At 38.8% G+C, this 25,444-nt stretch carries 18 protein-coding genes; 8 read left to right on the top strand and 10 right to left on the bottom strand.

Annotation, left to right across the window (positions count from 1 at the left end; all coding sequences use genetic code 11):
• The first annotated feature begins 20 nt into the window (after positions 1 to 20).
• Positions 21 to 689, top strand: coding sequence for a hypothetical protein (locus QT16_RS10195; protein ID WP_002962577.1), 669 nt, complete (start codon positions 21 to 23; stop codon positions 687 to 689).
• On the opposite strand, the gene QT16_RS10190 is transcribed toward QT16_RS10195, so the two are convergent.
• Together QT16_RS10190 and QT16_RS10185 are read right to left on the bottom strand one after the other, a co-directional pair.
• Complete coding sequence (locus QT16_RS10190; RefSeq protein WP_039488311.1) at positions 672 to 1,115, bottom strand: hypothetical protein; 444 nt, start codon at positions 1,113 to 1,115, stop codon at positions 672 to 674. The two genes, QT16_RS10195 and QT16_RS10190, sit on opposite strands and share 18 nt — an antisense overlap.
• Positions 1,116 to 1,123: 8 nt before the next feature.
• On the bottom strand, positions 1,124 to 1,840 hold the full coding sequence (locus QT16_RS10185; protein WP_002962579.1) for an SIMPL domain-containing protein: 717 nt from the start codon (positions 1,838 to 1,840) through the stop codon (positions 1,124 to 1,126).
• A gap of 114 nt (positions 1,841 to 1,954) precedes the next feature.
• Between QT16_RS10185 and QT16_RS10180 the strand changes: the two genes are divergently transcribed.
• Positions 1,955 to 4,624: a bifunctional acetate--CoA ligase family protein/GNAT family N-acetyltransferase gene (locus QT16_RS10180; protein WP_039488310.1), complete on the top strand. Its 2,670-nt coding sequence runs from the start codon at positions 1,955 to 1,957 to the stop codon at positions 4,622 to 4,624.
• Complete coding sequence (locus QT16_RS10175) at positions 4,624 to 5,577, top strand: ion transporter (protein ID WP_039488309.1); 954 nt, start codon at positions 4,624 to 4,626, stop codon at positions 5,575 to 5,577. Before QT16_RS10180 ends, QT16_RS10175 begins: the two co-directional genes overlap by 1 nt.
• Before the next feature lie 16 nt (positions 5,578 to 5,593).
• On the opposite strand, the gene QT16_RS10170 is transcribed toward QT16_RS10175, so the two are convergent.
• The 3 genes from QT16_RS10170 to QT16_RS10160 are packed head-to-tail and all read right to left on the bottom strand — an operon-like array spanning position 5,594 to position 10,741.
• Positions 5,594 to 10,096 carry an EAL domain-containing protein gene (locus QT16_RS10170; RefSeq protein ID WP_039488308.1) on the bottom strand — a complete coding sequence of 1,501 codons (4,503 nt, stop codon included), beginning with the start codon at positions 10,094 to 10,096 and terminating at the stop codon, positions 5,594 to 5,596.
• A gap of 25 nt (positions 10,097 to 10,121) precedes the next feature.
• Positions 10,122 to 10,523 carry a GNAT family N-acetyltransferase gene (locus tag QT16_RS10165; protein WP_039488307.1) on the bottom strand — a complete coding sequence of 134 codons (402 nt, stop codon included), beginning with the start codon at positions 10,521 to 10,523 and terminating at the stop codon, positions 10,122 to 10,124.
• A gap of 14 nt (positions 10,524 to 10,537) precedes the next feature.
• A complete protein-coding gene (locus QT16_RS10160) occupies positions 10,538 to 10,741 on the bottom strand; it encodes a DUF3283 family protein (protein ID WP_002962585.1) in 204 nt (67 codons plus the stop codon).
• A gap of 119 nt (positions 10,742 to 10,860) precedes the next feature.
• Between QT16_RS10160 and QT16_RS10155 the strand changes: the two genes are divergently transcribed.
• A complete protein-coding gene (locus QT16_RS10155; RefSeq protein WP_039488306.1) occupies positions 10,861 to 11,559 on the top strand; it encodes a substrate-binding periplasmic protein in 699 nt (232 codons plus the stop codon).
• Here QT16_RS10155 and QT16_RS10150 read toward each other — a convergent pair.
• Entirely contained in the window at positions 11,556 to 11,801 is a 246-nt protein-coding gene (locus tag QT16_RS10150; RefSeq protein WP_008170756.1) for a DUF1289 domain-containing protein, read from the bottom strand. The genes QT16_RS10155 and QT16_RS10150 overlap by 4 nt on opposite strands.
• A gap of 105 nt (positions 11,802 to 11,906) precedes the next feature.
• Complete coding sequence (locus QT16_RS10145) at positions 11,907 to 13,040, bottom strand: 1-acyl-sn-glycerol-3-phosphate acyltransferase (protein WP_039488367.1); 1,134 nt, start codon at positions 13,038 to 13,040, stop codon at positions 11,907 to 11,909.
• A 389-nt stretch (positions 13,041 to 13,429) separates the two neighbouring features.
• On the opposite strand from QT16_RS10145, the gene QT16_RS10140 reads away from it, so the two are divergent.
• Positions 13,430 to 14,374, top strand: coding sequence for a D-2-hydroxyacid dehydrogenase (locus QT16_RS10140; protein WP_039488305.1), 945 nt, complete (start codon positions 13,430 to 13,432; stop codon positions 14,372 to 14,374).
• Between the two features lie 185 nt (positions 14,375 to 14,559).
• A complete protein-coding gene (locus QT16_RS10135; protein WP_024596200.1) occupies positions 14,560 to 14,940 on the top strand; it encodes a DUF3192 domain-containing protein in 381 nt (126 codons plus the stop codon).
• 66 nt (positions 14,941 to 15,006) lie between these two features.
• Here the strand turns inward: QT16_RS10135 and QT16_RS10130 are convergent, their stop codons facing one another.
• From QT16_RS10130 to QT16_RS10120, 3 genes are read right to left on the bottom strand one after another with little or no spacing between them, the layout of a single operon-like run.
• Complete coding sequence (locus tag QT16_RS10130) at positions 15,007 to 15,906, bottom strand: diguanylate cyclase (protein ID WP_039488304.1); 900 nt, start codon at positions 15,904 to 15,906, stop codon at positions 15,007 to 15,009.
• Positions 15,890 to 19,699 carry a PAS domain-containing hybrid sensor histidine kinase/response regulator gene (locus QT16_RS10125; RefSeq protein WP_082007358.1) on the bottom strand — a complete coding sequence of 1,270 codons (3,810 nt, stop codon included), beginning with the start codon at positions 19,697 to 19,699 and terminating at the stop codon, positions 15,890 to 15,892. The genes QT16_RS10130 and QT16_RS10125 overlap by 17 nt, the downstream gene beginning before the upstream one ends.
• 51 nt (positions 19,700 to 19,750) lie before the next feature.
• The gene (locus tag QT16_RS10120; RefSeq protein ID WP_039488303.1) at positions 19,751 to 21,148 is read right to left on the bottom strand and encodes a PhoH family protein; all 1,398 of its coding nucleotides are present in this window, start codon (positions 21,146 to 21,148) and stop codon (positions 19,751 to 19,753) included.
• A 305-nt stretch (positions 21,149 to 21,453) separates the two neighbouring features.
• Here QT16_RS10120 and rapA point away from each other — a divergent pair, with 305 nt between their 5' ends.
• Positions 21,454 to 24,348, top strand: a complete 2,895-nt coding sequence (gene rapA / locus QT16_RS10115) for an RNA polymerase-associated protein RapA (RefSeq protein ID WP_024595181.1) — start codon at positions 21,454 to 21,456, stop codon at positions 24,346 to 24,348.
• Between the two features lie 318 nt (positions 24,349 to 24,666).
• On the top strand, positions 24,667 to 25,440 hold the full coding sequence (locus QT16_RS10110; RefSeq protein WP_024595182.1) for a YggN family protein: 774 nt from the start codon (positions 24,667 to 24,669) through the stop codon (positions 25,438 to 25,440).
• Positions 25,441 to 25,444 lie beyond the last annotated feature (4 nt).

Raw genomic sequence — 25,444 nt, 5'->3', positions numbered from 1 at the left:
AAAGATTTTTGGAAATAATAATGGATTTAAGCATACAACTACTTAATGCGCGTATTTCAAAGCAACAGTTAAATGAGCTCGATAACGACTTTAAGCAGTTAAGCCCTGCTCAGCAAACTTTGCAGCTTAACCATTTATATGACAGCGCCCAACGGTTGAGTGTTAAGTATGACTTTATGCAAAACATAGCAACGCGGATATTAAGCTCTAACACAGCGCCTTCTCCATTTATTAATCAACTCACTAATATTGACGCATTGAGCTTTTTTACCCCTGCGCTGAAAGTAAATAAAGGCTTTTTAGTACAAGATACACAAGGAAATAACGTACTGCACAATGTGTTTAAGCATGCCGATGCTACAAAGCTGCCATTTAACTATGTGCGCTCTTTGATGTTGTTTGAATCAAATGATGAGTTAGCTAAAGCGCTGGCGCAGCCCAACTCTCATGGATTAACACCGGTTGCCTGCTACATAGCCTATGCAAATAAACCTAGCACACCGGTAAAGCATGAATTTTCAGCTTTGTTAGCATTAATGGAAATAGAGCAAAAACAAAATCCTAACGCTAAACAACAGCTTGCCAACGTAATAAAAGGGCAAAAAGTTAACGAGACCACAATTTTACTGAGCGCCGCTTACTTGCAACGCTCAACGGCGCAAGTTGCTCACTTAATCAAGGCGCTTTAATTCACTCACAACTTCTGTACGCACACTGTCTATGGCATGTGTAATAGATTGTGCAGCACTTTGGTGATCAACCATATTTGGCCAATTTGTTTGCCAGACCTTTTGTAAGTCTTTTGTTTTTAAATGTACTTTATCAACGGCTAAGTAGCTTAAGTCATGAATTAAGTTAACTTTAACCCAGCCTTTTCTGGGGCTGCCATCTATTTTGTTATTATCGTAATGTGCCGCAAATACAATAAGCTCAAGCTCGGCTAGTTCTTGTAAGATTTGAAAGCTAGCAATGCGTGTATTGTTGTTATCTTCACTTGCCTCCATCCGCCATGCATTATAACTAAAGCCTATAAACGCAAATACTACGCTCGCTATAGCAGTGAAAAAATACGAACGGGGCGCCAGAACAAACTGGCCATATTTAGACTCTGACATATTATTTCCTAGTCATTTAAATAATATTCAACACTGGTTACCACTCTTATATTTTTTATTTGCGGTGTGTTTGAATCTCGATTACTGATACTAAATTGCCCTTGGCGAGCTGTTTTTATTTTGCCTAATTTTGAATTAGAGTCTTTAGCAAATTTATTAGCGACTTCACGCGCTTTTTCAGTTGCTTCTTGCACCATCGCAGGCTTTACGTCATTGAGGCCAGTAAAGATGTATTCAACTTTTGTTTCGTAGCTATCTTGCACTATTGCGATATCTTGTTTAGCAAGCTGGCTTACTTTACTCAGCGCGTTTTGCACTTTATCTGGCGCAGCAGAATAAACAATAATATTTGAGCGCACTATGTATCTAAATTGCTGATTTTCATTGCTGTATTCACGTGCTTGCTTATCAATAACTGACTGGCTACCTATTGTTATTTCATCGTCGTCAAAACCATGGAGTTTTAAAAAAGCAGTTACCGCATCATTTTTTTTCTCAACCCGGCTTACTAATTTTTCAAGGTTATTGTCGGCATCACTAAATTGCAGAGGCCAAATTACCGTATCGGCTATTACTTCTCGCTCGGCCAATCCCTTAACCTGCACAGTACGTTCCATCCCTTTCACACTCAAAGCGGTACTTTTTAAAATAAACCCTAAGCTAATTAAGCCTATACTTAAGCAAATAGCCGCTATAACAATGTAAAAACCGGGGGTTTTATTCACAATAATCTCCTTGATTGATATCAATAATAAGCATCGAGACGCTCGAAATAACACAGTAAACAGGGTACATTGAGACTATAAATAACGCAAAATTTAATCAGCCTAGGAAAAACCATGAGCCTTAAGCGTATAACCCAATTTTTTAACCCAAGCTCAGTGGCCGTTATTGGCGCCTCTAACATATCAACTCGAGCTGGTTTTGTGGTTATGCGCAACTTACTTCAGGGCGGTTTTAAAGGGCCGATAATGCCTGTTACTCCAAGCCATAGCGCAGTACATGGCGTACTTGCTTACCCTTCTATTGCTGACTTACCAAAAGTACCCGACCTTGCTGTTATTTGTACTAACAAAAACACCTTAATTGATATTATTGAGCAGCTTGGAGAGCTTGGCTGTAAAACGGCTATTGTTATTGCCGATGGGCTGTCTGGGGAGCAAAAAAGCGCGCTTAAAGCATGCGCTCAAGCCAAGCAAGTTACTTTGCTTGGACCCAACTGTTTAGGCTTGCTGATCCCTCATATTGGGTTAAATGCGAGCTTTTCACATACCGTGGCAAGCCCAGGTAAAATAGCATTTGTATCGCAATCAGCAGCAGTATGCTCAACCATTTTAGATTGGGCTAAAAACAAAGAAATTGGCTTTTCATATTTTGTATCAGTAGGCGATTGCCTTGATATAAACTTCAATGAGCTACTCGACTTTTTAGGTCGTGATGCTAAAACAAAAGCTATTTTACTCTACATAGATAACATTGAAGATATTCGTGGCTTTATATCAGCAGCAAGAGCCGCGGCCTTTAGTAAACCTGTAATTGCGATTAAAACAGGTAAAACAACTGCGGGCGCACTTGCAGCCGAAATTCACACCGGTGGAAAGCAAAGCTCTGACGCTGTTTACGATGCGTTATTTCAACGAGCGGGTATGCTGCGTGTAAATGATTTACGAGAGCTATTTGCAGCGACACAAACACTCGCCATGCATCCAAAATTATTAAAAGTAGAACAACTGACAATTTTAACTAATGGTGGCGGCCCGGGTGTTATGGCTGTTGATGAGCTAATTCAAAGCTCCGGTAAATTAGCAGAACTAAGCATTGAAACCCGAAATGCGCTAAATAAAGTCATTCCGCAATCAGAAACCACCTCAAACCCTGTGGATATTTTTGGCGACTCAGCACCTGCGCGTTATAAGCAAGCATTAGAAATTTTACTGCACGCAAAAGAAGTTAAAAACTTACTGATTATCCATACTCCCTCAGCGCTTGCGCCCAGCGAAGACTACGCCAACATTATTGTAGAAACCTTACAAACATTACCTAAAATGGCGCGCCCTTACGTTATAACTAACTTTATGGGTGAGGACGCATCTTACGCTGCCAGAAAAGTGTGCTCAAACAACGCAATACCCACTTATAGAACACCAGAGGGTGCTGTAGGCGCGTTTATGCACTTGGTAACGTATCGTCGTAACCAAAAGCATTTAACGCAAACACCCGAGTCGAACACTGATGACGCTAAAATAAATAAGGTGGCAGCTAGAACCCTTATTAATGAGTTTTTAGATGATGGACAAAGCTACTTACCTACTCATCAAGCAAGCCAAGTATTGAACCACTATGGTATTAAATGCATTCAAACTGAGGTGGCTTACACCCCAACAGAAGCCAAAGAGCAAGCCATAGAGCTTGGTTTTCCAGTCGCATTAAAACTGATTAGTCCAAGTATTGCTTCAAAGTCTGAGGTAGGTGGGGTGGTGCTTAATTTAAACGACGCCAACGAGGTTGAACAAACTGCTTTTGCGATGCTTATCCGTATTAAAAACACTTATCCGGATGCTGTTATTGAAGGGTTTTCATTACAAAAAATGGCGCCGCGAGCAGGCGCAAATGAGCTGCGAATTGCAATTAAAACCGAGCCTAATTTTGGCCCAGTTATATTATTAGGTGAAGCAGGCACCGGCCTTGAATATGCACAAGCCGCCGTTGCTCTGCCTCCACTGAATATGAACTTGGCAAAGTATTTAATTGCCGCAGCGCACGACAAAGGCGTATTAAAGGAGCGCATACTCCCCGAGAAAGTTGATAAGTATCGTTTATGTGCACTGCTAACGCGTATTTCTCAGTTAGTTATTGATCAACCCGATATAAGCTCAATGGAACTAAATCCTATACTTGCCAGCAATGGGCAGTTTTTAGTGCTCGATGCCACTATGACACTTAACCGCTATCAAGCTCAGAGCAATCGTAAGCGCTTATCTATTCGTCCCTACCCTATTGAACTTGTTGAAGTGGTAACACTTAAAAACAACACTCAAGCTACGCTCAGACCGATAAAACCAGAAGATGAACAAGCTCATAAAGTATTTGACGAGTCACTTAACAAAGAAGACAGATATAAACGCTTTTTTGGCGAGCTTCCACAGTTTAACCACGACCAACTCGCTAAAATGACCCAAATTGATTACGACCGTGAAATGGCGTTTATTGTGTGCCAACGCTTTGAAGGTAAAACCCGTACACTGGGTGTGTCTCGCGTCATTATGGACCCCGATAACCTACATGCTGAGTTTGCTATTGTAGTACGCTCAGACTGCCAAGGCTTAGGGCTTGGTCGTATACTAATGAGCGCTGCAATTAATCACTGTAAACGTCAAGGTGTGGAGTCGATTGAAGGCATAACCTTACCAGAGAATACAGGGATGATTGAACTTGCCCGTAAGCTAGGTTTTAAAATTAGTCGCGACTTTGAAGAAGGCAGTATTAACATGGTACTTAAACTTAAATAATGAATGAACCGCAAACGTTACGCCAAAAAATAGCTTGCCTGTTTGAAGGTACAGGTCAATATCAACGTTCAGGGCATATTCTTGATATTGCGCTCATTAGCATAATAATGATTAACGTTGTAGCCATTGTTATTGAGTCAATCCCAAGTGTGGCAGAGCAGTATTACTACGAATTCTTAGTTTTAGAAATTGTATCGGTCGCTATTTTTGCTATTGAATACTTAGCCAGGCTTTGGGCCTGTGTAGATAAAACACACTATGTAGCAATGGAAGGCTCAAACAGTAAACGCAGATTAAAGTATTTTTTATCACCACTTGCTTTAATCGACTTAATAGCGATTTTGCCAAGCTTAATGATGTTTTTATTTCCTCTCGATTTACGTTTTTTACGCATACTCAGATTATTAAGAGTATTTAAACTCACTCGCTACTCACGCGCCATGCAGCTACTTTTAAAAGCCTTTAACGATGAAGGTAGTTCATTAATGGCTGCTTTTTTTATAATGGCCGTTGTGCTTATTTTAGCTTCATGCGGAATTTACTTAATTGAGCACGACATACAACCCGATAAATTTGGCTCTATTCCTGCGGCTATGTGGTGGGCAATGGCAACACTAACAACCGTTGGTTATGGCGATGTAGTACCTATAACGCCATTGGGTAAGTTTTTCGGCGGTGTTATCACACTACTGAGCATGGGAATGGTTGCAATACCTACCGGTTTACTGGCGTCTAGTTTTTCAGAACAGATACGTAAACGCCGTCAGTTTTTTGAAGACGCTGTGCACGAGTCAATTCAAGATGGCACACTTAATGATACTCAAAAAGAGCACCTAGAAGAGCTACGCCATAAGTTAGGCTTGAGTAAACTAGAAGCTAATAAGGCCATTAAAACGCAGCTAAATGAGCATAACAGCCATTTGTTTTGCAGACACTGCGGTAAAAGGCCTTAAATAAGTACTGCTATTATTAATTAAATATATCACTCCAATCGCGATTAATAAGCGCGAGTACTTCGGTATTAGGTACCGGTTTACTAAATAAATACCCTTGGAAATGCTTGCACCCTCTCGCCTTTAAAAAAGCAAGTTGATGCGAGCTTTCTACGCCTTCAGCGACACACTCTTTGCCTAAACTATCTGCAAGCGCTAGTGTTGATTGGATAATGGCCTCATCATCAGAGTCTATGCCTATGTCTTGTACAAAGCTTCTATCTATTTTGAGTACATCAATAGGAAAACGTTTTAAATAAGTAAGCGATGCGTAACCCGTGCCAAAATCATCCATGTACAATCTACAACCCAACTTTTTAAGCTGTTCCATGCTGTGCAGCGCTTCTTTTGAATCACGCATTAATATTGATTCGGTTATTTCAAAAACAATTGCCTCAGATGATACACCTGAATTATTTAACGCTTTTTTAATTTCAGGTACGAGTTCTTTAAACTCAAAATCTAGTGCCGATAAGTTAATAGATAAATACAGGTTAGGTGAGGCTTTTCGCCACTCTTTTAACTCCAATAAAGCGCGCGCAAAGGTCTGCAGCATAATTTTTGTAATTAAGCCTATCCCCTCTGCAGCCAGCGAAAACTCTTGAGTTTGTACTAGTTTATTTTCGGGCCAACGCAGCAGTACTTCAAAACCTTCTGTTTTTTGGCTCTTAGCATTAATAATAGGCTGATAATAATTACAAAACTCTTCTTCTTGATACGCTCTAGTAAGCTGAGATTCAAGATGCAGCGCTCTTTGAACATGCTGATTCATCTCTTGCTTATAAAACTGGTAGCGCCCTTCTAAAGAGTCTTTTGCATGATATAACGCTATGCTTGCAGCTTTTAAAAGTGCGGGGCCTTGCTCTGCGTCATCTGGCGATATCGACACACCAATACTTAAATTAACGTTTACAACTTGACCATTAATCGCAATATTTTGATTCACGCAATCCATCAACTTAGTGCATATTATAAGTACTTGCTCTATCTGATGAATATCTTCTACTAGTACAACAAACTCATCGCCACCAAATCGCGCAACACTATCCGATGGTCGCAAAGAGCACTTTAAGCGCTCAGCAACTTCTTTAATTAACTCATCAGCCGCTTCGTGCCCTAATGAGTCATTAAAGTATTTAAAACGTTTAATATTGATATGTAACAAAGCCACTTTGCATCCATGCAGTTTTGCTTGTTCAAGGGCGTGTTCAACGCGGTCATTAAATAATGTACGATTTGGCAGCCCAGTTAAGGCATCGTAGTTGGCCAATAAGTGCAGTTCGTTTTCAGCTGATTTTTGTGCGTTTATATCGGTTAAAATAATGACATAACTATTAAGGCGCTGCTCGTTATCGGCCACTGCACTTATTTTCACAAGTACATGACGCGATTCACCATTAGCTAAAACCACACTGTCTTCACACGAAAAATGCTCCCCAACAGATAGCTTTTGCATAATACGTAAATAATCAAAACGATTGCTGCGCGATATACCTAAATTTAAAGTCCGGCTAGATAACGACTCTGCGGAGAAGTTAAAGGCGGTTTGCAGTGATTTATTAGAAGCCCGAATATTTAAGTTTTTATCGAGTATAAACACCCAATCACGCGTTTGCTCAAACGCTGCCGTAAATAGTAAAGCATGCTCTTCAAACACCATCTCACGGGTCATATTTGTATAAGTTCCCGCTACTTTTTGTGGTGTTTTATCATCCCACTCCACTACTTTTCCAAAGTCCTTATACCAGCGCCAATAGCCTTTTGCATGACGCAGGCGATAAGTACAATTAAAGTAACCTTTATCAGTAGATAAAAACTCAAGCCACTCTAAGCGAAATAATTGTTTATCTTGCGGATGAATTTTAGATAAATATTCATCAAGGCTTACGGTTTCATTTTCGTAGCCTAACTCACTCGCTAAGCGAGGTTGGTAAATGCTTGGATTGCTCGACTCCCAATCCCATACACCCGATTCGCTGCCTTCAAGCGCTAATTTTAAACGCGCTTCGCTTTCTTTACTTTCTTTATTTGCTGCCAATAAAATACGCTGAATTTTATTACGGCGCATAACCCACATAGCAACAAAACCAATAAACAGCATGGCGTAAAGCACCATAAAATAAGGTGCACGCCAAAGCGGATACTTTACTTTTATTTTTAAAATAGCAGGCGAGGTATATTCGCCAGTCAGGGGATCTTTAGCCCAAACTTTTAATTGGTAATTACCTGGATTCAATTTTGGAAACAATACGCGGTTGTTATTTCGAGTATAACTTTTTTGTCCGTTATCGAGTTGATACTCATAAATGATGCGTTCTTGATTACTAAATGCCATGGCCGAAAATGCTACTTCAAGCCCAATATCATCATGGTTTAACACAACTTCGTTGAGCGGCTGTTTTAAATCAAGCGATAGATCTCGTGACATTAAATCAACTCGCGTAATATTTACGTGATCAATAAGTGATTGGTAATTTTGGTTTTCCATTGGGTGAAAATAAGTAAAACCTTTTAAGCTACCATACGCAATATGGCCATCTTTGAGCTGTGCCATGGCATTACTATTAAACTCAGCAGAGAGTAGCCCTTCTGACGTAGAAAATTGTTGAAAATGAAGTGTTTCTGGGTTTAATCGCCAAATGCCTTTATGGCTACTCATCCAGATCATGCCATCATCATCTAGCACCATATCGTAAAGCAATGTGCCTAATTTATTCTTCTCTAAATCGATTGTATGTACTAATTGATAAGTAGATGCGTCAAGGCCTATCAAGCCAAAATTAGAAAGTGATATCCACAATATATTGTTGTTATCAATTAAATAAGAAAGCACGCTAATGGCTACGTTTTCGTGCTGTTTTGGCACTTTGTAAATCATTTTAAGTGCTAAATCACTTGGGTTTACTTGATATAAAATACCGGCATTAAAAAATAATGGTGAATCTGGTTTATTGCTCAGCGCAGGTAAAAAGCCATGAGCTAAAAAGGGTTCAAACTGATCAAACTGGCCACCCAAACGCGTTATTACTTGAGAATCTATATTGTATATAAATACCCCATGATCTGAGTGTACAAAGTATAGATCGCCATTTGGCATTAGTGTAACGCCATGCACTCTACCAGTAATTAGCTCTTGATCAGCAGGATTATGCACTTTAGGTTCGCTAACTTGATGCGTTACAGGGTCAAAAATAAATAAACCACGGTTTGTATAAAGCCATAAATTATCTTTATAGGGCGTTATTTCATATACGGTAAACTCAGTGGTGAGTAAGTCGACTTTGTAGTCTTTTAAATAAGCTTTACCAATATTTGTTTTTAAATCAACCTCGGTAATACCGTTATGCGTTGCAAGCCAAAGCTTATCTTTATATTCGGTAATCCCCCAGATAGAGTGATGCGATAAACCATCCCCCCCGAGCAAAGTGCCATCGACATTATTAAAATGATAGCTGTCGTGAGATAAGTAAAACGCACCGTCGGTTTTAGTCGCAACCCACGTACCACCCGATTTATCTTTTGCCATATCAATAATACTGGTATCGGCAAGTGTGTACTTACTTTGGGCTATTCGAGTGTTTTTAATCATCTCCCCGGTGTTTAAATCAAATTTAAACAAGCCTTTGTCGGTAGCTAAATCTATTGTTCCGTGTTCGTTTACTATGGTCCAAACATTTAAGTCACTTAGTAATACTTTACTTTTAAAAGGTAAATCTGGGCGTTCAAACATTTTTGATAAGTTACTAATATCAACTTCGTATAAGCCTTGTACCGCCCCGACTAACAGTTGTTTATTTTCACCTAATGCGAACGACTTAACATTATTTTGGTAAATATGTTCAGCTTCACCTTTTAAATGCTGTAGAGGTCTAACTTGCTCTGTGGCAATATCAAATACGTATGCGCCATGGCTTGTACCTATAAATATATAACCATTGTAGGCAAACAGCTTTCTCACAAGGGTATTTTTATATTTAGCAGGCAGCTCAAAAATAGTTGTTATTTTTCCGGTTGCTATATCAAGCTTTGCAAAATCGCGGCCTCGCCCAATCCAAAGTGTTTTTTTATCAACGGCCACCATACTAAAAACAGACTGATTGATAATTTCTTCTTCACTGGTAGGTTTTTCTAGGAATTGCTGATATGAATCTGTTACGGGGTCGTACCTAAATAGGCCTGCAAGTAACGAGGCAATCCAAATGTGTCCTTGAGGGTCTTGGTAAATACGATCGATGATCGCCTCTTCTAACTCACCATTAGGGCCATTTATTGGAATAACTTGATAGCCATCATAACGATTAAGCCCGGCCTCTGTCGAAAGCCAAAGGTAACCGTTAGTGTCTATAAGCATTGTATTAACGTAGCTTTGCGATAAGCCTTCGCTTGGAGATAAACGTTTTACTTGTGCCCCTACTTGGCAACTTAGAATAGTTATTAAAACTACAAAGCAACTAATGATCCCATTAACGCATTTACTCATGCTTATTCCATATTATTATTTATTATTATGGGTACTCTAGAGCGACTATATTTCGATGTTTGTAAGTATCAAAAAGTACTTGTAAAGCAAGAGTATATGTTAACACCTGGTTAAAACCAATAGCACAATATAAATCAGCTACGTTTCCATATGCGAAGGTCTTTATCTCTCTATTTTGCGACTTTAAGAGTGTTGAAAGCAATTGTTTTGCAATCCCTTTACCGCGATGTTCCAGCGCAACAAACATGGTAGATAAAAATAAAAACTCTATTTTATCTTGTAACCTACATGCTGCCACTATTTCATTATTATAGTAAGTAACCCATACCTTATCTTGCTTATTAGCACGCCCTCTTACGCTGTGCTTTTTGTAAAATTTATTCACAAGTGGGGTTTTTAGTTCATTTAACACTTCAACTTTATACATTTTTATATCGATATTTAGCTAAGCATTAGCGCTAAATACTGTTCAAACTTTTGTTTCAAAACCATTTGCTCTGCCATTGGGCGGCTGTGGATTGTGTTGTAAACTTGCTCTCTCGTTTTTTTATTACGCTTAATTTGATACGCCCAAAAAGACGCTTCATAATCTAACTGAATTTGATATTTTTCTTCACGTGGTAATAGGCATAAATTAAAACTCACAATACTTCCTCATTCGCTTTTAAGATTATTTGATTTCCCCTCTAAACTGGGCAAGAGGTAATCTCCTTGTTATTATACGCGTCTTATTTTATTTATTTCTGTAGTAATTGGAACTGATAATGAATAGACATTTTAGTATCTTGTTATTATTGGTAAATTTATTTTTTAGTGCCTCTTGTTTTAGTCATCAATACAACCTCACTTTTAATCGTCCGCAAAGTACACCTCAAGCTGATTATGCCTTAGAGCTATTAAAGTTAGCATACGCAGATATCGGTTTTAAAATACATATAATCGATTTTAGTCACCAAAATGCTTTGCTCGCTGCAAATAATGGCGTACTTGATGGCCAGTTAGGAAGAGATGCAAGCATTGAAGAAAATTACGAAAACTTAATTAGAGTCGATTATGAGCTATTTAAGTTTGACTTAGTATTATATAAAAACTGTTTACCTAACAGTTTAGAACAGCTCGATAGCGTCGCAATTGTTGATGGCTACCCTGTGCAAGAACATTATTTAGCAAGCACACAGTTTGCAGGGAATATTATTAAAGTTAAAAGCATGAATACCCAACTTAATTTGCTTGCTCAGAAAAAAGTACAGGGAGCTTTAATGATTAACTTTATAATGCAAAACAATGAGCTCCCGTCACCTCAAGGCTGTTTTGTAAAAGAAGTGTTGAATACTTATCCGCTTTATCATTATTTAAATAAACGTAATGAAAACTTAGTAGAAAAGCTTAAAACGTCATTAATTAATTTAGCTAACAATGGCACTGTGTACGCACTAAGAGCCAAATATGGATTGAGCTTTTAAAAGTCGAACCCTTGCTGCTGCGCCTGCGTGCTTGGCACTGCATTTTGCTGCTTTTTTTGAAGGTAGCGCTTGTAGCGCTGCTGGCACAAACTAAGCACCTTCTTTTTTTGGTCGTTCGATAAGGTATTCCACGAAAAGCGCTCATCCCGACTACGATAACACCCTTTGCAATATCCTCTGTTGTTAACTAAGCAAATACTTTTGCAAGGACTTGGAATATCAAATATTTCAATTTGTTGCATGCATAAGTACCGCCCAGTTGAAGAGGAGGTATTAGTATAGCGTTATTTTTGAGCAAAAAAAAAGCAGCAATTTAATTGCTGCTTAGTTTTGTTGAGCTGGGATTATTAATACTCACAGCTATTGGTATTTATCTCTGTTTTACGGTGAAATGGCTTAGCGTACATGGCCAGCACTAACGGTTTTAACTCTTCTGGTACACAGGCTAAACGCTGTTCAAACGTCGCTGTATCTGGAGAGTCTATTACCGCCTCTTTACAGCCACCAGCAATGTAATTACCTGGGTGCAAATAAAACGAATCTACAATTTGCCTATCAATTGTTTTAGCAAGCTCTTCAGCACTATCACATTTAGATTCGATTGGCTGTCCAAATGCTAAATGCACATGCCCTTTAGCTGAACTAAAACCTTCAACAATACTGGCAATATCTTCACCCGCTGACTTAATATATTCACCATGATGCTGTTTATGATAAAGCTCTTTAGCCTTAGCAATTGCACACGGTTCATATTGATAAGAAATAGAAACAGGCACTATTTTTAACTCTTTAATATAATCGCCAAATTCTTTCTTTTGTTTACGTCCATTTAATTGCAACATTTTTAAAAGGGCAGGATCTGTTTGATCAAAACCGTCTTTTGCACGCCCTTCTTTTTGTGCAATCCAAATAGAATTTCCACCGATTAAAGAGTCATAGATATATGACGATAACTGGGTTAATGCTTTTAACATTTCTTTTGGTGCTTTAGCAGAGCGCTTAACAATGAAACTTTTATTTAAACGCATAAGCTCAGTAATGTAAGGTATTTGCAATAAATTATCGCCAATAGCAATACGCACTGTTTTCATTTTATGCTGATATAAACCCCAATTAACTAATGCAGGATCAAGCACTATGTCTCTGTGGTTTGAAATAAATAAATAGGCCTGATTAGCGTCTAACTGCTCTAGCCCAGAAAAGGTAACTTTTGATGTGGTGCGCTTCACTAGTTTATCTAAGTATTGCGCCACTTCATTTTGCACATCTTCAACGGTGCTTACTTTGCCCCATTTTTTGCGTAACTGACTTCTTACCATTGGACGTGCAATAAAAGGCACTGCCGATAAAAAGCGCGGTAAATTATACTTTGCTATTACATCAATAAACGCATCATCGTTAATCAAACGTGTAAGCGACGCCGCAACTTCGTCGTCGTTGTATGGGCGTATATCTGCGTATTTATCTTCTAATTCACTCATTACTACATCTACAATGTTAAAAAACGGCACGCTAAAGCGCACCGTTTATGTCTATATCCGATTATAACTCAGCCAATCTAAAATGCGAAATAACCAAAAAAACGATTTTTTATTTTAGCAACCTGCTTTAAAGCCGAGTTTAATTACCTTCTATGACCATAGGCTTGCTTATAAGTGCAATAAAACTGATCAGTCTAGCAAAATACCATGTTCTCAATCTGTTAGTGGGCAGACCACTACTACATAGCCCTCTAATCATTTGGTAGTAATACCATTAACAAAGCCTTTCTTTCGTAGTACCTTAAGCCTATATTTTAGATTTTTGATGGATCGTAAGCCTCTTTTTTACGATTTTAACTCTTTCAGATCCACTTATTTTAGGGCTCATAATGAACATTACTATTCTTGATAACGCAACGTTAGCTAAAACATCTCTTTCGTGTATAGAACAACTTGGTAAATTAACGACTTATGAACTTACCAGCCCAGAGCAAGTTATTGAGCATTGCCAAGGCGCTGATGTATTAATCACTAATAAAGCAGTTTTGAATCGCGATACGATTAGTCAGCTAACACAGCTGAAATTAATTTGCGTAAGTGCAACCGGTACTAATAATGTTGATTTAGAAGCCGCTAAAGAATTTGGTATTGCCGTAACTAATGTAGCTGGCTACTCAACCCCTTCAGTTGTTCAACATACGTTTTCTTTAATTACTAACTTACTGGGTAACACCCACCGCTATCAGGCAGATTGCCAGCAAGGCGCATGGCAAAAAAGTGAAATGTTTTGCATACTCGATTACAGCTTTAACGACTTACAAGGTAAAACATTTGCCATTATAGGCGGCGGTACACTAGGCAAAGGCGTTGCTAAAGTGGCTGAGGCATTTGGCGCTAATGTTATTGTTGCAGAGCGCAAAGGGGTTAAATGTCGTGATGGTCGTACGCCTTTTGAAGACGTCATTAAAACAGCCGATATAATCAGCGTACACTGCCCGCTTACAGATGAAACACGTGATTTAATTGCACTTAATGAGCTTAAAATGATGAAGCCAAGCGCTATAATTATTAATACAGCACGTGGTGGTATTATTAACGAAGCCGACTTAGCAACAGCGCTTGAGCAAAACCTAATTGCTGGAGCGGGTGTTGATGTACTAACTAAAGAACCTGCTGAAGCTTCAAATCCACTTGCTAATTACACAGGCAATAACTTATTACTTACTCCACATATTGCATGGGCAAGTACTGAATCTATTGTGCGTTTAATTAATGAAGTAAGTTTAAATATTGCGGCATTTACTAAAGGTGAATCACGCAACCGCTTGGTTTAATCATTTTATTGTAGTAATCAAATAAGCTAAAAAATGGCTGTTTTTACTAATATATTTAATATTTTATTAGATAAAAACAGCTTAACTCACTTAACAAACTGATTAATAACAGTTTATAAATATGGTCTACTCTTTGCTTTAATACAGTTAATAACCAATTAAAAATCTTATTAAGGTAAATAAAAATGAAAAAATCACTTTTAGCAGCCGCTTTAATCGCTCCATTTTTAACAGGCTGTGTTATTGCCGTGTCAGATGGCGAAGCTGAGACTCATTGGGCAGGGAAAAACTCATCAAGCTGGCAAGCACAGCATAAAAATAATCGTGAAGTTATATCAGAGCTAAAAATGGATAGCAGCTATCAGTCTGTTTTAACGCAATTAAAAACGCCTAATTTCACTGAGCTATTAAAAAAAGATGATGATGTATACCAAGTACTTTTTTATGTAACGCATAGCAAGCATTCAGATTCAAAAACAACAAAAGATGAATGTACGCCACTTGTATTTAAAAATGATAAGTTAGTGGGCATTGGTGACACCGCTTTAGGTATGATCACGCAGTAACCAATAAAAAATGTTTGATACAAAAACGCCAATATATAAATATTGGCGTTTTTGTATATTAAGTTTTTAGCGTGCGACTATTCTATCTCGCCCTGCATCTTTAGCGGCATATAAGCCTAAATCGGCCTCTTCTAATAATGCTTGCTCAGCATACACTTTACCACTTTGTGTAGTGGCAATACCTATACTTATAGTGATGTGGTCTGCATTTAATGAAGCTTTGTGTTCTATATTCAAAGCATTTACAGCATTGCGTAATTTATTAGCAAACTCCATTGCTTCATGCCTATCAATTCCTGGTAGCACAGCAGCAAATTCTTCTCCGCCATAACGAGCAATAAAGTCACTGCCACGTTCACATTGAGCCGCAAGTGCTTGCGCAACATTCTTTAAACACTCATCGCCAGCACGGTGTCCGTAGCAATCGTTGTAACGTTTAAAGTGGTCTATATCCATTAGTAACACCGATAGCGGTGTTCCACTTCGCTTGCTGCGGCGCCATTCTCGAGATAAGTTTTCATCAAGGTAGCGTCTATTTGGTATTTCAGTTAAGCCATCTATCGAAGCTAGCATTTCTAGCAAATCATTTTTTTGCTTTATGAGGAGTTGGTTGCGCACTCTAACGCGAACAATAGAAGGACTAAATGGCTTGGTTATGTAGTCCATTGCACCGAGCTCTAAGCCCTTTGCTTCATCATCATGGCTACGATTGGCTGATATAAATATAATAGGAATAGACTGAGTTATTGGGTTTTCTTTAAGCTCCACAAGTACTTGATAGCCGTCAATTCCAGGCATAATTACATCAAGGATTATTAAATCAACTTGCGCTGTTTTTACAAAGGTCAGTGCTTTTTCACCACTTTCAACTAAGAACACGTCGTGTTCTGCTTTAAGTGTTTTTTCAAGTACTAATCTGTTGATTGGATCATCATCCACAATAAGTACTTTAGCTCTTTTCGACATCCCTAACCCCTAGCCCTTTTATAAAAACAATTACCTGTTCTAGCTGTATGATAAGCTCTTGTAGTGTTATTTCAATAGGCTTATTAGTTGTTTTAAGCGTTCTTTCACACAATAAAGCACAATGTGATAATCGTCTAAAACCTAAATTACCAGCTACACCCTTGATACTATGCACTAAACGTACCAAATCATCCTTATTGGTTGTTTCTTCTAGTTGCGATAGCTGGGTTTCACACAAGCTAGCAAATTTATCAATCATCGTATTAAGTAGTTTTTCATCCATACTAAACTGCGTTAAAGCAAATGATTTTTCAAAAAAGCTTGGTTTAACTAAGTTTAAATCAGCAATTGCATCAATAAGTACTTTAGCAACAACCGGTTTAGTTAAATGTTTATTCATGCCGCACTTTAAAGAACGTTCTACATCAGCAGGTTCACAATGAGCCGTTAAAGCAAAAATAGGCAGTTGCTTTGCGTCAAACTGTTGACGAATCAAAGCGGTTGCTTGACAGCCATCGATTTTCGGCATTTGCACATCCATCAATATTAAGTCAGGCTTTAAAACTTGCAATAATTCCATACCAATTGATGCGCTTAAAGCCGTGACAACATTTACGTTTGCTTGGCGAAGAACACTGCTAATTATTTCTAGGTTAAGCTGATTATCATCAATTGCTAATACAAGTAGACCCGATATATCAGCTTTACTTTCAGTTGCACTGTGTACTGCGGCACTTGTATTAACTATAGGCTTTTGCTGAGAGTTCAAACTAAATAGCCTTTGCCCTAATGCCGATGCTTTAACGTGATGCGCAGCTAAGTGCTCGCTTGTCGGTAAATTAAGTGTGTGCTGATGATTAATAATAATTACCGATGTTTCTTTAGCTGATAACGAATCATTAATCGCTTCAACATTTAAAAGTGCAGGTAAGTCAGCTGCATCAATTATTATTTTTTGAGTATTAGAGAGCTTAATTGGGTATTTTAGTACTTCATCTAAATTAATATTAGCAAGTTCGTTATATGCATTTGTCACCTGCTTAAGCTCTTTACTTTGATCAGATAAAATAGCCAATGTATTAGTCGGTAACACTGTGTTTTTAGTGGTATCAACTAAAAAGCTAATACTGAAATAAAATTCGCTGCCGTGGCCTTTTTTACTCTTTAAAGCAATCTCCCCACCCATTAACGATACTGCATGTTTAACAATAGCTAAACCTAGCCCAACCCCTTGGTGTATGCGGGTTGAAGATTCATCACCTTGAGTAAAAGCATCGAATAAGCGACTTTGATCGGCTTCATCTATACCCATGCCAGTATCAATTACTTTAAAGCAAATATGCTGTTGCTCTAGGCTATCGCTTTCAATAAGTTCCATTTTTAAAGTAATGGAACCTGTTTTTGTAAACTTAACGGCATTAGTTAATAAGTTACCTAATATTTGCTGCAAACGTATACTGTCGCATATCAAATCAGGTGCTATTAGCGGGTCAATATCAATAAAAAATTCAATACCTTTTCCTTCGCACAATGGAGCCGTTAAGCTTTCACAAATATCTACCAGCTCAACCATGCTAAAAGACGCTTGTTTTAAATCGGTTTGCGAACCTTCAATACGTGCAAAATCAAGCATTCTATTAAGCATTAATAACAAGCTTTGTGCTGCATGCTTAGCTTGATCTGTTTGTTGTAATTGCTTTTGCGTTAAGCCCTGCTCAATTAACATATCAAGCAACCCTAAAACAGCGTTCAAAGGGGTACGTATTTCATGACTTAAATTGGCTATAAAGCGGCTTTTAGCTAGGGTTGCTCGTTCGGCATCTAGTTTTGATTTAGTTAAGGCACTCACATCCTGAATGTGTATAACATAATAAGCGGGGTCGCGGTTTTCATCCCAGACAAGCGATACACTTAGTTGCAACCAGCTTGTTAAGCCCCCTTGAGCAAGCGTTAAATGGTAAACGCGTTTTTTGTCATCGAGTAATTGCGCTAAAGTGCTTTTTATTTGCTGCCATTGGGAGTCATCAAATAATGCTTTCAACTGCTCCCCAACTAGTACTGGCTGATCAGAAAACTGCTTTCTTGCTGCTTTATTAACTTGTAATATTGTGTGCTCAAGCGAGAGTAAAACCACGCAGTTAGCCGCAAATTCAATGGCACTTCTAAATTTAGATTCAGATGATTTTAAGGCCAATAATGTTTGTTGCTGCTCGGTAATATCGCGGCCAATACCCATGGTTCCTAACAGGTGTTGGTGCTCGTTATAAAAAGGAGCAATAGTAAGTTGATACGATTTTGTATCAGTTTCTATTCGCTGTTCAACACTATTTCTGTTTTGTAATACTTGTTTTTCAAGCGCATTTATTTGCTGATCATTGTCACCTAAATCATCTACATATTTACCAACTAATGCAGTTTGATCTTTACCGATATACGCCTCAAATGCTTTATTGCATCCTAAGAATGAACCATCAATATTTTTAAAGTAAATAAGGTCTGGCACACTGTTTAGCATAGTGTTGAGTAAAGCTAAGTGGCGCTCTTTTGCTTCGTAACTGCGGCTTAGTTTTTCTGATTGCAGCTGAACTTGGTCGTCCAGAGCTTTATTTGCACTTTGTAATGAATCAACTAACTGTTTATTTTTAGTAAATACCCGCTTCACTTTAGAAAACCAAGGTTGCCAGCTCAGTGGAACTTTGTAATTTAGCTGCTCTTCTTGTTGTGTACCGTTACTCTCAAGGTATGACATTAAATGAGTCATCGGCTTTATAAAAATGCGCTGACTTAACCAAAAAAACACGCCAAACATAATACTTAAAAATAGCGTTAAAAAAGTAAACTCTAGTAATATCTCATACTTAATTGAGCTTATTAATTGGGGTTTGTGCTCGTAAAATGCTGCGTGAATAGGTAACTCATCCATAGGCTGCATAAAATAATTACTATCACTAGTTAATACTGTTTTTTGACTCTGATGATTGGCCAAGCCTGGCCAATAATTTTTTAACGCAGTCGCTTGCTCTATTATCTGTTTAGAGCTGGCGATAATTTGATGCGATTGGTTCATAAAAACGTATTCACCACTGTTCGGTGACACCTTTTTTAACCATCCAGAAATTGCTTGAACATCATAAATTAAAATAATGTAATCGGCAGAGCCTGTGCTTCGTTGTCGACCAATAGCAAAATACGAATTGTCATTCACTTTAACAATAGGACTTGAAGTAAGTTTGTTTTGCGCAAATTTTGGCTTAAATTTTCCATTTAGAATTTCAGTAAGCATTAAACTTTGGCTTTTGTTGTGCCTGCTTACATAAGCAAAACCATTATCATCAACATACGCTACAGCAGATAACGACTGCATTAACGCAAGCGTTGTATTAAACGAAGGCCCTAATGTAATAGCCTGCTGCCACTGCATTAATGCCTTAGCAGATAACGCAAACTCACCTTTACCCACTATTTCAGTACTTTGATCAATAAAATGACGATAATAGTAACCATCATATTGATTTATGCCTTCGAGCAAATCTTGGTTTATTTTGGGATAAGTCGCTTGCTCGTATAAGTTAAACATGGTGGTAAGTAGATTACTCACCGAGTCCATCCCGTGAGTAACCTGTGCTGAAACATTTGTAAAGTCAGCTTGGCGTTTTTCAACCGTCCGCTCAAGCTTTATATTATATAAGTGCAAGCACAGTAAAAAAGCGACAATCAATGGCACTAACAGCGCAATAAATAATGAACGATAATAATGCTTCAGAGGTAAAAAATTCAATGTACTGCCTGCCATTTGGCTCGAAAATCAATCGATAGACTATCGAGCCAATTTGTTAAGCGCAAGTTATAAATTTTCTTCTGCAAATGACGCTAAGCGACTACGCACAACACCGTTGAGGTTTATTGTTGCGCTGCCTTCAAAGTTTTTAAAGCGCTCTACTATGTACGTCAAGCCCGATGTTACTGGCGTTAAATAGTTACTATCAATTTGCGCCAAGTTACCTGTACAAATTAATTTAGTACCTTCGCCGCAGCGAGTAATAATCGTCTTAAGCTGAGATGCCGTTAAATTTTGGCTCTCATCTAAAATTACCACCGCATTTTGAATGCTACGCCCGCGCATAAAGTTAACCGATTTAAACTGTACATTAGCCTTCTCCATAATGTAGTTTCGGCTTGATATCGGATTTTCGTCGCCTTTGTGCAATACCTCCAGCGTATCAGTGATAGCTGCAAGCCATGGCGCCATTTTTTCCTCCTCCGTGCCTGGTAAAAACCCAATAGACTCTGCTATTTCTGGCGTATTACGGGTAACTATTACTTTATCGTAAATACCTTTTTCGATGACCATTTCAAGAGCGCTGGCAAGTGCTAACAAGGTTTTACCGCACCCTGCTGGTCCTGTTAAAATAACAAGCTCAATACTTGTATCTAGCAGCGCATCGAGCGCCATTCCCTGATAAATATTTTTGGGCTTAACGCCCCATGCTTGTTGATGCATTAAACGCTCAATACCAATATCTTTAAGCGTTATGTGCTCGTCATCGTACGATTTAACGCGCGCCGCAAACTGCTCCCCTCCATCAAGTAAATATTCATTACAAAATACATCAGGTACTAAGTTTTTAGGCACATGATGAAACGTATCGCGCCCGTGCTGCTGCGTATTACACTCCCCTACATGATCCCAAAAATCCCCTTCAATTTTTTTATAACCACTAGTGAGTAGGCTTATATCGTCAATAAGTTGATCGGTGCGGTAATCCTCAACATATTTAAGCCCGGCGCCTTTGGCTTTTAAACGCATGTTTATGTCTTTTGTAACAAGTATTACTTTTGAATCACTGTGCTGCTTTTGTAAGTACACGGCGCAATTAATAATACGATGGTCGTTTTCGTTACCAGGCAAACCAGAAATGGAGTCGGCAAATAAATGGTCGTTTACAATAATGAGGGTACCGGCAGAGCTCGCTTTTGCCTTTTTGTTACTCGGCAGCGCCACGCCTTGTAGCATTTGTTCAGGCGTTGCATTTTTAAGAACTTCATCTAATCCACGAATAGCGACGCGCGCATCACGGCTTACGTCGTGTTTTCTGTCTTTTATATGGTCAAGTTCTTCAAGCACCGTCATCGGAATTACAACGTCATGCTCTTGAAAAGACAAATAAGCGAGTGGTTCGTGAAGTAGTACGTTGGTATCTAGCACATACATTTTACTTTCAAGGTTCGAAGCTTTTTCCATAGCACTTTCCTTACGTTTTATGATTTTTATGCTATACCAAAATAACTAAGTAAAACGGGCAAAACTTAAACCTGCAATACTTAATTGCTAAGGCATAATGTAAGTTTAGTCTATTTGTCATAAAAGTCCGTTTTATTACAAACTGTAATTAGTTTTGATTTACCTAAAAAAGAGTCATAAACAAGCTGTTTTAATAGTAATAATTAACACTTACAAAATTAATTAAAAGTGAGCCAAATAGCGCCTTGCAGTGGTGTTAGCTTACAGGTAACATAGCCGCCTTTTTCATCATAGACGAGACATACATGAATTTTTCCTTAGGTCAGCGTTGGATCAGTGATACAGAGTCAGATTTAGGATTAGGCACCGTTGTTGCCATTGAAGGCCGTCAGGTCAGCATATTATTTCCTGCCAGTGGTGAAAACCGTGTTTATTCTAGTGCAGAGGCACCTGTTACCCGTGTGGCATTTAATCCTGGCGATGTGATCAAAAGCGTTGAAGAATGGGAATTAGAAGTAGAGTCTATTGAAGTACAAGGCGAGTTACTCTGTTATCACGGCACCCGTGTTGATAATGGCGAAACGGCTAAACTTAAAGAAACCTTTTTAGATCATTTTATTAAGTTTAATAAACCACAAGATCGTTTATTTGCAGGCCAAGTCGATCGTTTTGATCGCTACACACTTCGCTACCAAACGTGGTTACATAAATTTGAACGTGAGCAATCGCCTATTAAAGGCTTAATTGGTCAGCGTGCTAATCTTATTCCACACCAGCTTTATATTGCCCAAGAAGTGGGTAAACGTTTTGCACCACGCGTACTTTTATCAGATGAAGTAGGCCTTGGTAAAACAATTGAAGCGGGCATGATACTACATCAACAAATTATTAGTGGCCGTGCGAGTCGCGTACTTATTGTGGTGCCTGAAAACTTACAGCACCAATGGTTAGTAGAAATGCTACGCCGCTTTAACTTACGCTTTTCTATTTTTGATGAAGAGCGCTGCGACGAAGCGTTTGCAGATTCTCCAAACGTATTTGATACAGAGCAACTAGTACTTACCAGCCTTGAGTTTTTAACCAAGAAAAAACGTTGGTTTGAACAAGCAACGCTTGCTGATTGGGATCTTTTAGTAATAGATGAAGCCCATCATCTAAGTATCAATAACGGCAAGCCAAGCTCAGAGTACCAACGTATGGCAGAGCTTAGCCAAGATATTCCGGGCCTTATTTTGCTTACAGCAACGCCTGATCAACTTGGTCACAGCAGTCACTTTGCGCGTTTACAATTACTCGATCCGGATCGTTTTTACGACTACGACGTATTTAAAGAAGAAGAAGCAAATTATAAAGACGTAGCGCAAGCTGCGAATCAATTACTGCAAGAGCAAGCTCTGGACGACGCAGCCAAAGCCACGCTAATTGAGCTATTAAAAGAAACCGATATTACTGATATTCTTGAAAAAGCACAGCAAGGTGATTTACCAGCGCGTAAAGAAATACTTAACATGCTACTCGATCGCCACGGCACAGGTCGTATATTATTCAGAAATAGTCGCAGCGGCATTGATGGTTACCCAAGTCGTAAATTACACGCCTACCCAATGGCATTACCAAAACAGTATAAAACGGCTATGTCGGTTCTTGGTAACATGGGCGGTATTCAAAACCCTGAACTAAGTGCACACCGTGCTCTGTTTCCTGAAAAAATATTCCAAGAATTTGAAGGCGAAAGCGCAAGCTGGGGTCTATTCGATCCACGTGTAGATTGGTTAATCGACACCCTTAAAACACTTAAGCGCGAAAAAGTACTGCTTATATGTGCTAAAGCTGAAACAGCTATCAGCCTTGAGCAAATACTGCGTGAACGTGAAGCAATTAAAGCGTCGGTATTCCACGAAGGTATGTCTATTATTGAGCGTGACCGCGCTGCTGCATTTTTTGCAGACGAGTACGATAATGCACAAATATTACTGTGTTCAGAAATTGGCTCAGAAGGTCGTAACTTCCAGTTCTCGCATCATTTAGTGTTGTTTGATTTACCACTGAACCCAGATTTACTAGAGCAACGTATTGGTCGACTAGACCGTATAGGTCAAACGCAAGATGTGAATATTCATGTGCCATATTTTGAAAACACCGCTCAAGAAGTATTACTACGCTGGTATAACGAAGGTCTAGATGCATTCGAATCTACATCAACAACGGGGCAAATGCTTTATAAAGAGTTCCGTGATGACCTACTTGAATATATTTCTGCGCATAACTGCGATGAAGACGAACTCGATCCATTACTTGAGCAAGTAGCACAACAAAATGCGGTACTGCGTAAAAAAATGGAAAGCGGACGAGATCGTTTACTAGAACTACATTCATCGGGTCAAGGTGCTGCCGACTCGCTTGTGACTGATATCGAAAAACTCGATAACCAGTTTGAATTGCCAAGCTACATGATCAACGTGTTTGACACATTTGGCGTAAGCCAAGAAGATAAAGGCGAAAACACCATTATCTTAAAGCCAACGGAGCATATGTTAAATGCATCGTTCCCATCGCTTAAAGAAGACGGTATGACGGTTACCTTTGATCGCGACACGGCACTTTCGCAAGAAGATGTACACTTTATCAGCTGGGATCACCCTATGGTGCAAGGCACCATGGATATGATTTGTGACGACGACTTTGGTAGCGCATCGGTGGCTTTACTTAAAAATAAAAAGTTACCGCCTGGTACCTTTTTTGTTGAGCTTATTTTTGTTGCAGAAGCAATGGCACCAAAAGTATTACAAGTTGGTCGCTTTTTACCGCCTACACCAATTCGTATATTGCTCGATAAAGCAGGTAATAACCTAGGTGAAAACGTGGCATTTGAAGGCTTTAATCAACAGTTATCAGCCGTTGGCCGCCAAACAGCAAGTAAGCTTGCCGGTGCATTGCAAAGCGCTGTTCACCCGATGATCACTACCGCTAAAGATATGGCACAAGAAAAACTTGAAGTTATTCGCGCAGCGTCACTTGCTAAAATGCAAACGTCACTCAGTGAAGAGCAAGAGCGACTTGTTGCCCTTAAGCAAATTAATCCGAATATTCGCCAAGAAGAAATTACCTTCTACGATAAGCAACGTAACGACCTAACTACGTATATTGAAAAAACGCAGTTACAACTTGATGCAATTCGCTTAATAGTGGTTTCACACTAAATATTTAGTTTTTGAGCCGACTCCAGAGTAAATTTAGAGTCGGCAATTAAGCTTAATTGATATAAATAGCTACATCTTTTTAAACTTCATTTAAAAACCACGTGCTCTTATTTTACTATGAGCCAATTCTACCCTCTCTAGCTATATATTAAGCCCTTTGTTGGACTGTTGATTTTGCCCAACATAACCGTATCTAAAAACTCAAGCTGCACTCTATACAACTATTCTGTGAGATAGTTGATAGGTTTATTTTCCCTTGCATAAAGTTGTTTTTTTGTTAACCTACTCGCCTTCCATTTTAGTCTTTTTGAGGTGTTTATGGCGTTTCTATCTCGTTCGATATTGGCGTTATCCATGGCGCTCTCAAGCACTAGTGTCTTTGCTCAAGCCCAATGCGATGTTGAATTACGTCATGGTTTAATTATTACTGACGATGCAATTCGCATATTAGATAAAGGCCAAACTCGTGTCCAAATTAATAACAATAACCAACTGTTTATTCGCGGTTATTGGGTTGATTTAAGCGATGACGAAAGCAAAGTACTCGAACAGTTTAGTAATGGTATTCGCCACACAGTCCCCGAATTAGTAAACCTTGCTACCGATGGTGTTAACTTAGGTTTAAGCGCTATTGAACACGTAGTTGAAGGTATGTCAGACAAAGAACCTGAAGTACTTAAAACACAATTGCAGTATGTAGAGCGCGCGCTAATGGATAAGTTTAAGCGCGGAGATGACTTCTTTTTTATAGCCCCTCAATCACTTTCGCAAATAGATGATTTTTTTACTAAAGAGATCAGCCAGCAAATTCACTCTGCTGTGCATGGATCGTTAGGTGCTATTTTGGTATCACTTGGAGATGCGTTTAAATCGCGTGAAGGTAATATAGAAGATCGCATTAACGACATGGGGCAACGCATGGATATTATCTCAAGAGAAATTGATAAATCGCTACAAAAAAAGGCACATCAATTAGAGCTTAAGGCTTCTGAGTATTGCGAATGTTTAAATGCACTCGATGTAACCGAATCTCGCTTACAGGCAATAGTACCTGGTATGGCCGATTACGATTTAGTGCAAATAAAGTCTTAGAGTA

The organism is Pseudoalteromonas distincta (genome assembly GCF_000814675.1).
Lineage (GTDB): Bacteria > Pseudomonadota > Gammaproteobacteria > Enterobacterales > Alteromonadaceae > Pseudoalteromonas > Pseudoalteromonas distincta.
This window is presented reverse-complemented; position numbering and strand designations above follow the sequence as displayed.

What these genes read in the sequence shown, in the direction of transcription:
- QT16_RS10190 (WP_039488311.1), bottom strand. Translation starts at nt 1,115, where the DNA reads ATGTCAGAGTCTAAATATGGCCAGTTTGTTCTGGCGCCCCGTTCGTAT.
- QT16_RS10130 (WP_039488304.1), bottom strand. Translation starts at nt 15,906, where the DNA reads ATGTCGAAAAGAGCTAAAGTACTTATTGTGGATGATGATCCAATCAAC.
- QT16_RS10145 (WP_039488367.1), bottom strand. Translation starts at nt 13,040, where the DNA reads ATGAGTGAATTAGAAGATAAATACGCAGATATACGCCCATACAACGAC.
- rapA (WP_024595181.1), top strand. Translation starts at nt 21,454, where the DNA reads ATGAATTTTTCCTTAGGTCAGCGTTGGATCAGTGATACAGAGTCAGAT.
- QT16_RS10155 (WP_039488306.1), top strand. Translation starts at nt 10,861, where the DNA reads ATGAATAGACATTTTAGTATCTTGTTATTATTGGTAAATTTATTTTTT.
- QT16_RS10110 (WP_024595182.1), top strand. Translation starts at nt 24,667, where the DNA reads ATGGCGTTTCTATCTCGTTCGATATTGGCGTTATCCATGGCGCTCTCA.
- QT16_RS10125 (WP_082007358.1), bottom strand. Translation starts at nt 19,699, where the DNA reads ATGGCAGGCAGTACATTGAATTTTTTACCTCTGAAGCATTATTATCGT.
- QT16_RS10165 (WP_039488307.1), bottom strand. Translation starts at nt 10,523, where the DNA reads ATGTATAAAGTTGAAGTGTTAAATGAACTAAAAACCCCACTTGTGAAT.
- QT16_RS10195 (WP_002962577.1), top strand. Translation starts at nt 21, where the DNA reads ATGGATTTAAGCATACAACTACTTAATGCGCGTATTTCAAAGCAACAG.
- QT16_RS10120 (WP_039488303.1), bottom strand. Translation starts at nt 21,148, where the DNA reads ATGGAAAAAGCTTCGAACCTTGAAAGTAAAATGTATGTGCTAGATACC.
- QT16_RS10170 (WP_039488308.1), bottom strand. Translation starts at nt 10,096, where the DNA reads ATGAGTAAATGCGTTAATGGGATCATTAGTTGCTTTGTAGTTTTAATA.
- QT16_RS10135 (WP_024596200.1), top strand. Translation starts at nt 14,560, where the DNA reads ATGAAAAAATCACTTTTAGCAGCCGCTTTAATCGCTCCATTTTTAACA.
- QT16_RS10150 (WP_008170756.1), bottom strand. Translation starts at nt 11,801, where the DNA reads ATGCAACAAATTGAAATATTTGATATTCCAAGTCCTTGCAAAAGTATT.
- QT16_RS10180 (WP_039488310.1), top strand. Translation starts at nt 1,955, where the DNA reads ATGAGCCTTAAGCGTATAACCCAATTTTTTAACCCAAGCTCAGTGGCC.
- QT16_RS10175 (WP_039488309.1), top strand. Translation starts at nt 4,624, where the DNA reads ATGAATGAACCGCAAACGTTACGCCAAAAAATAGCTTGCCTGTTTGAA.
- QT16_RS10140 (WP_039488305.1), top strand. Translation starts at nt 13,430, where the DNA reads ATGAACATTACTATTCTTGATAACGCAACGTTAGCTAAAACATCTCTT.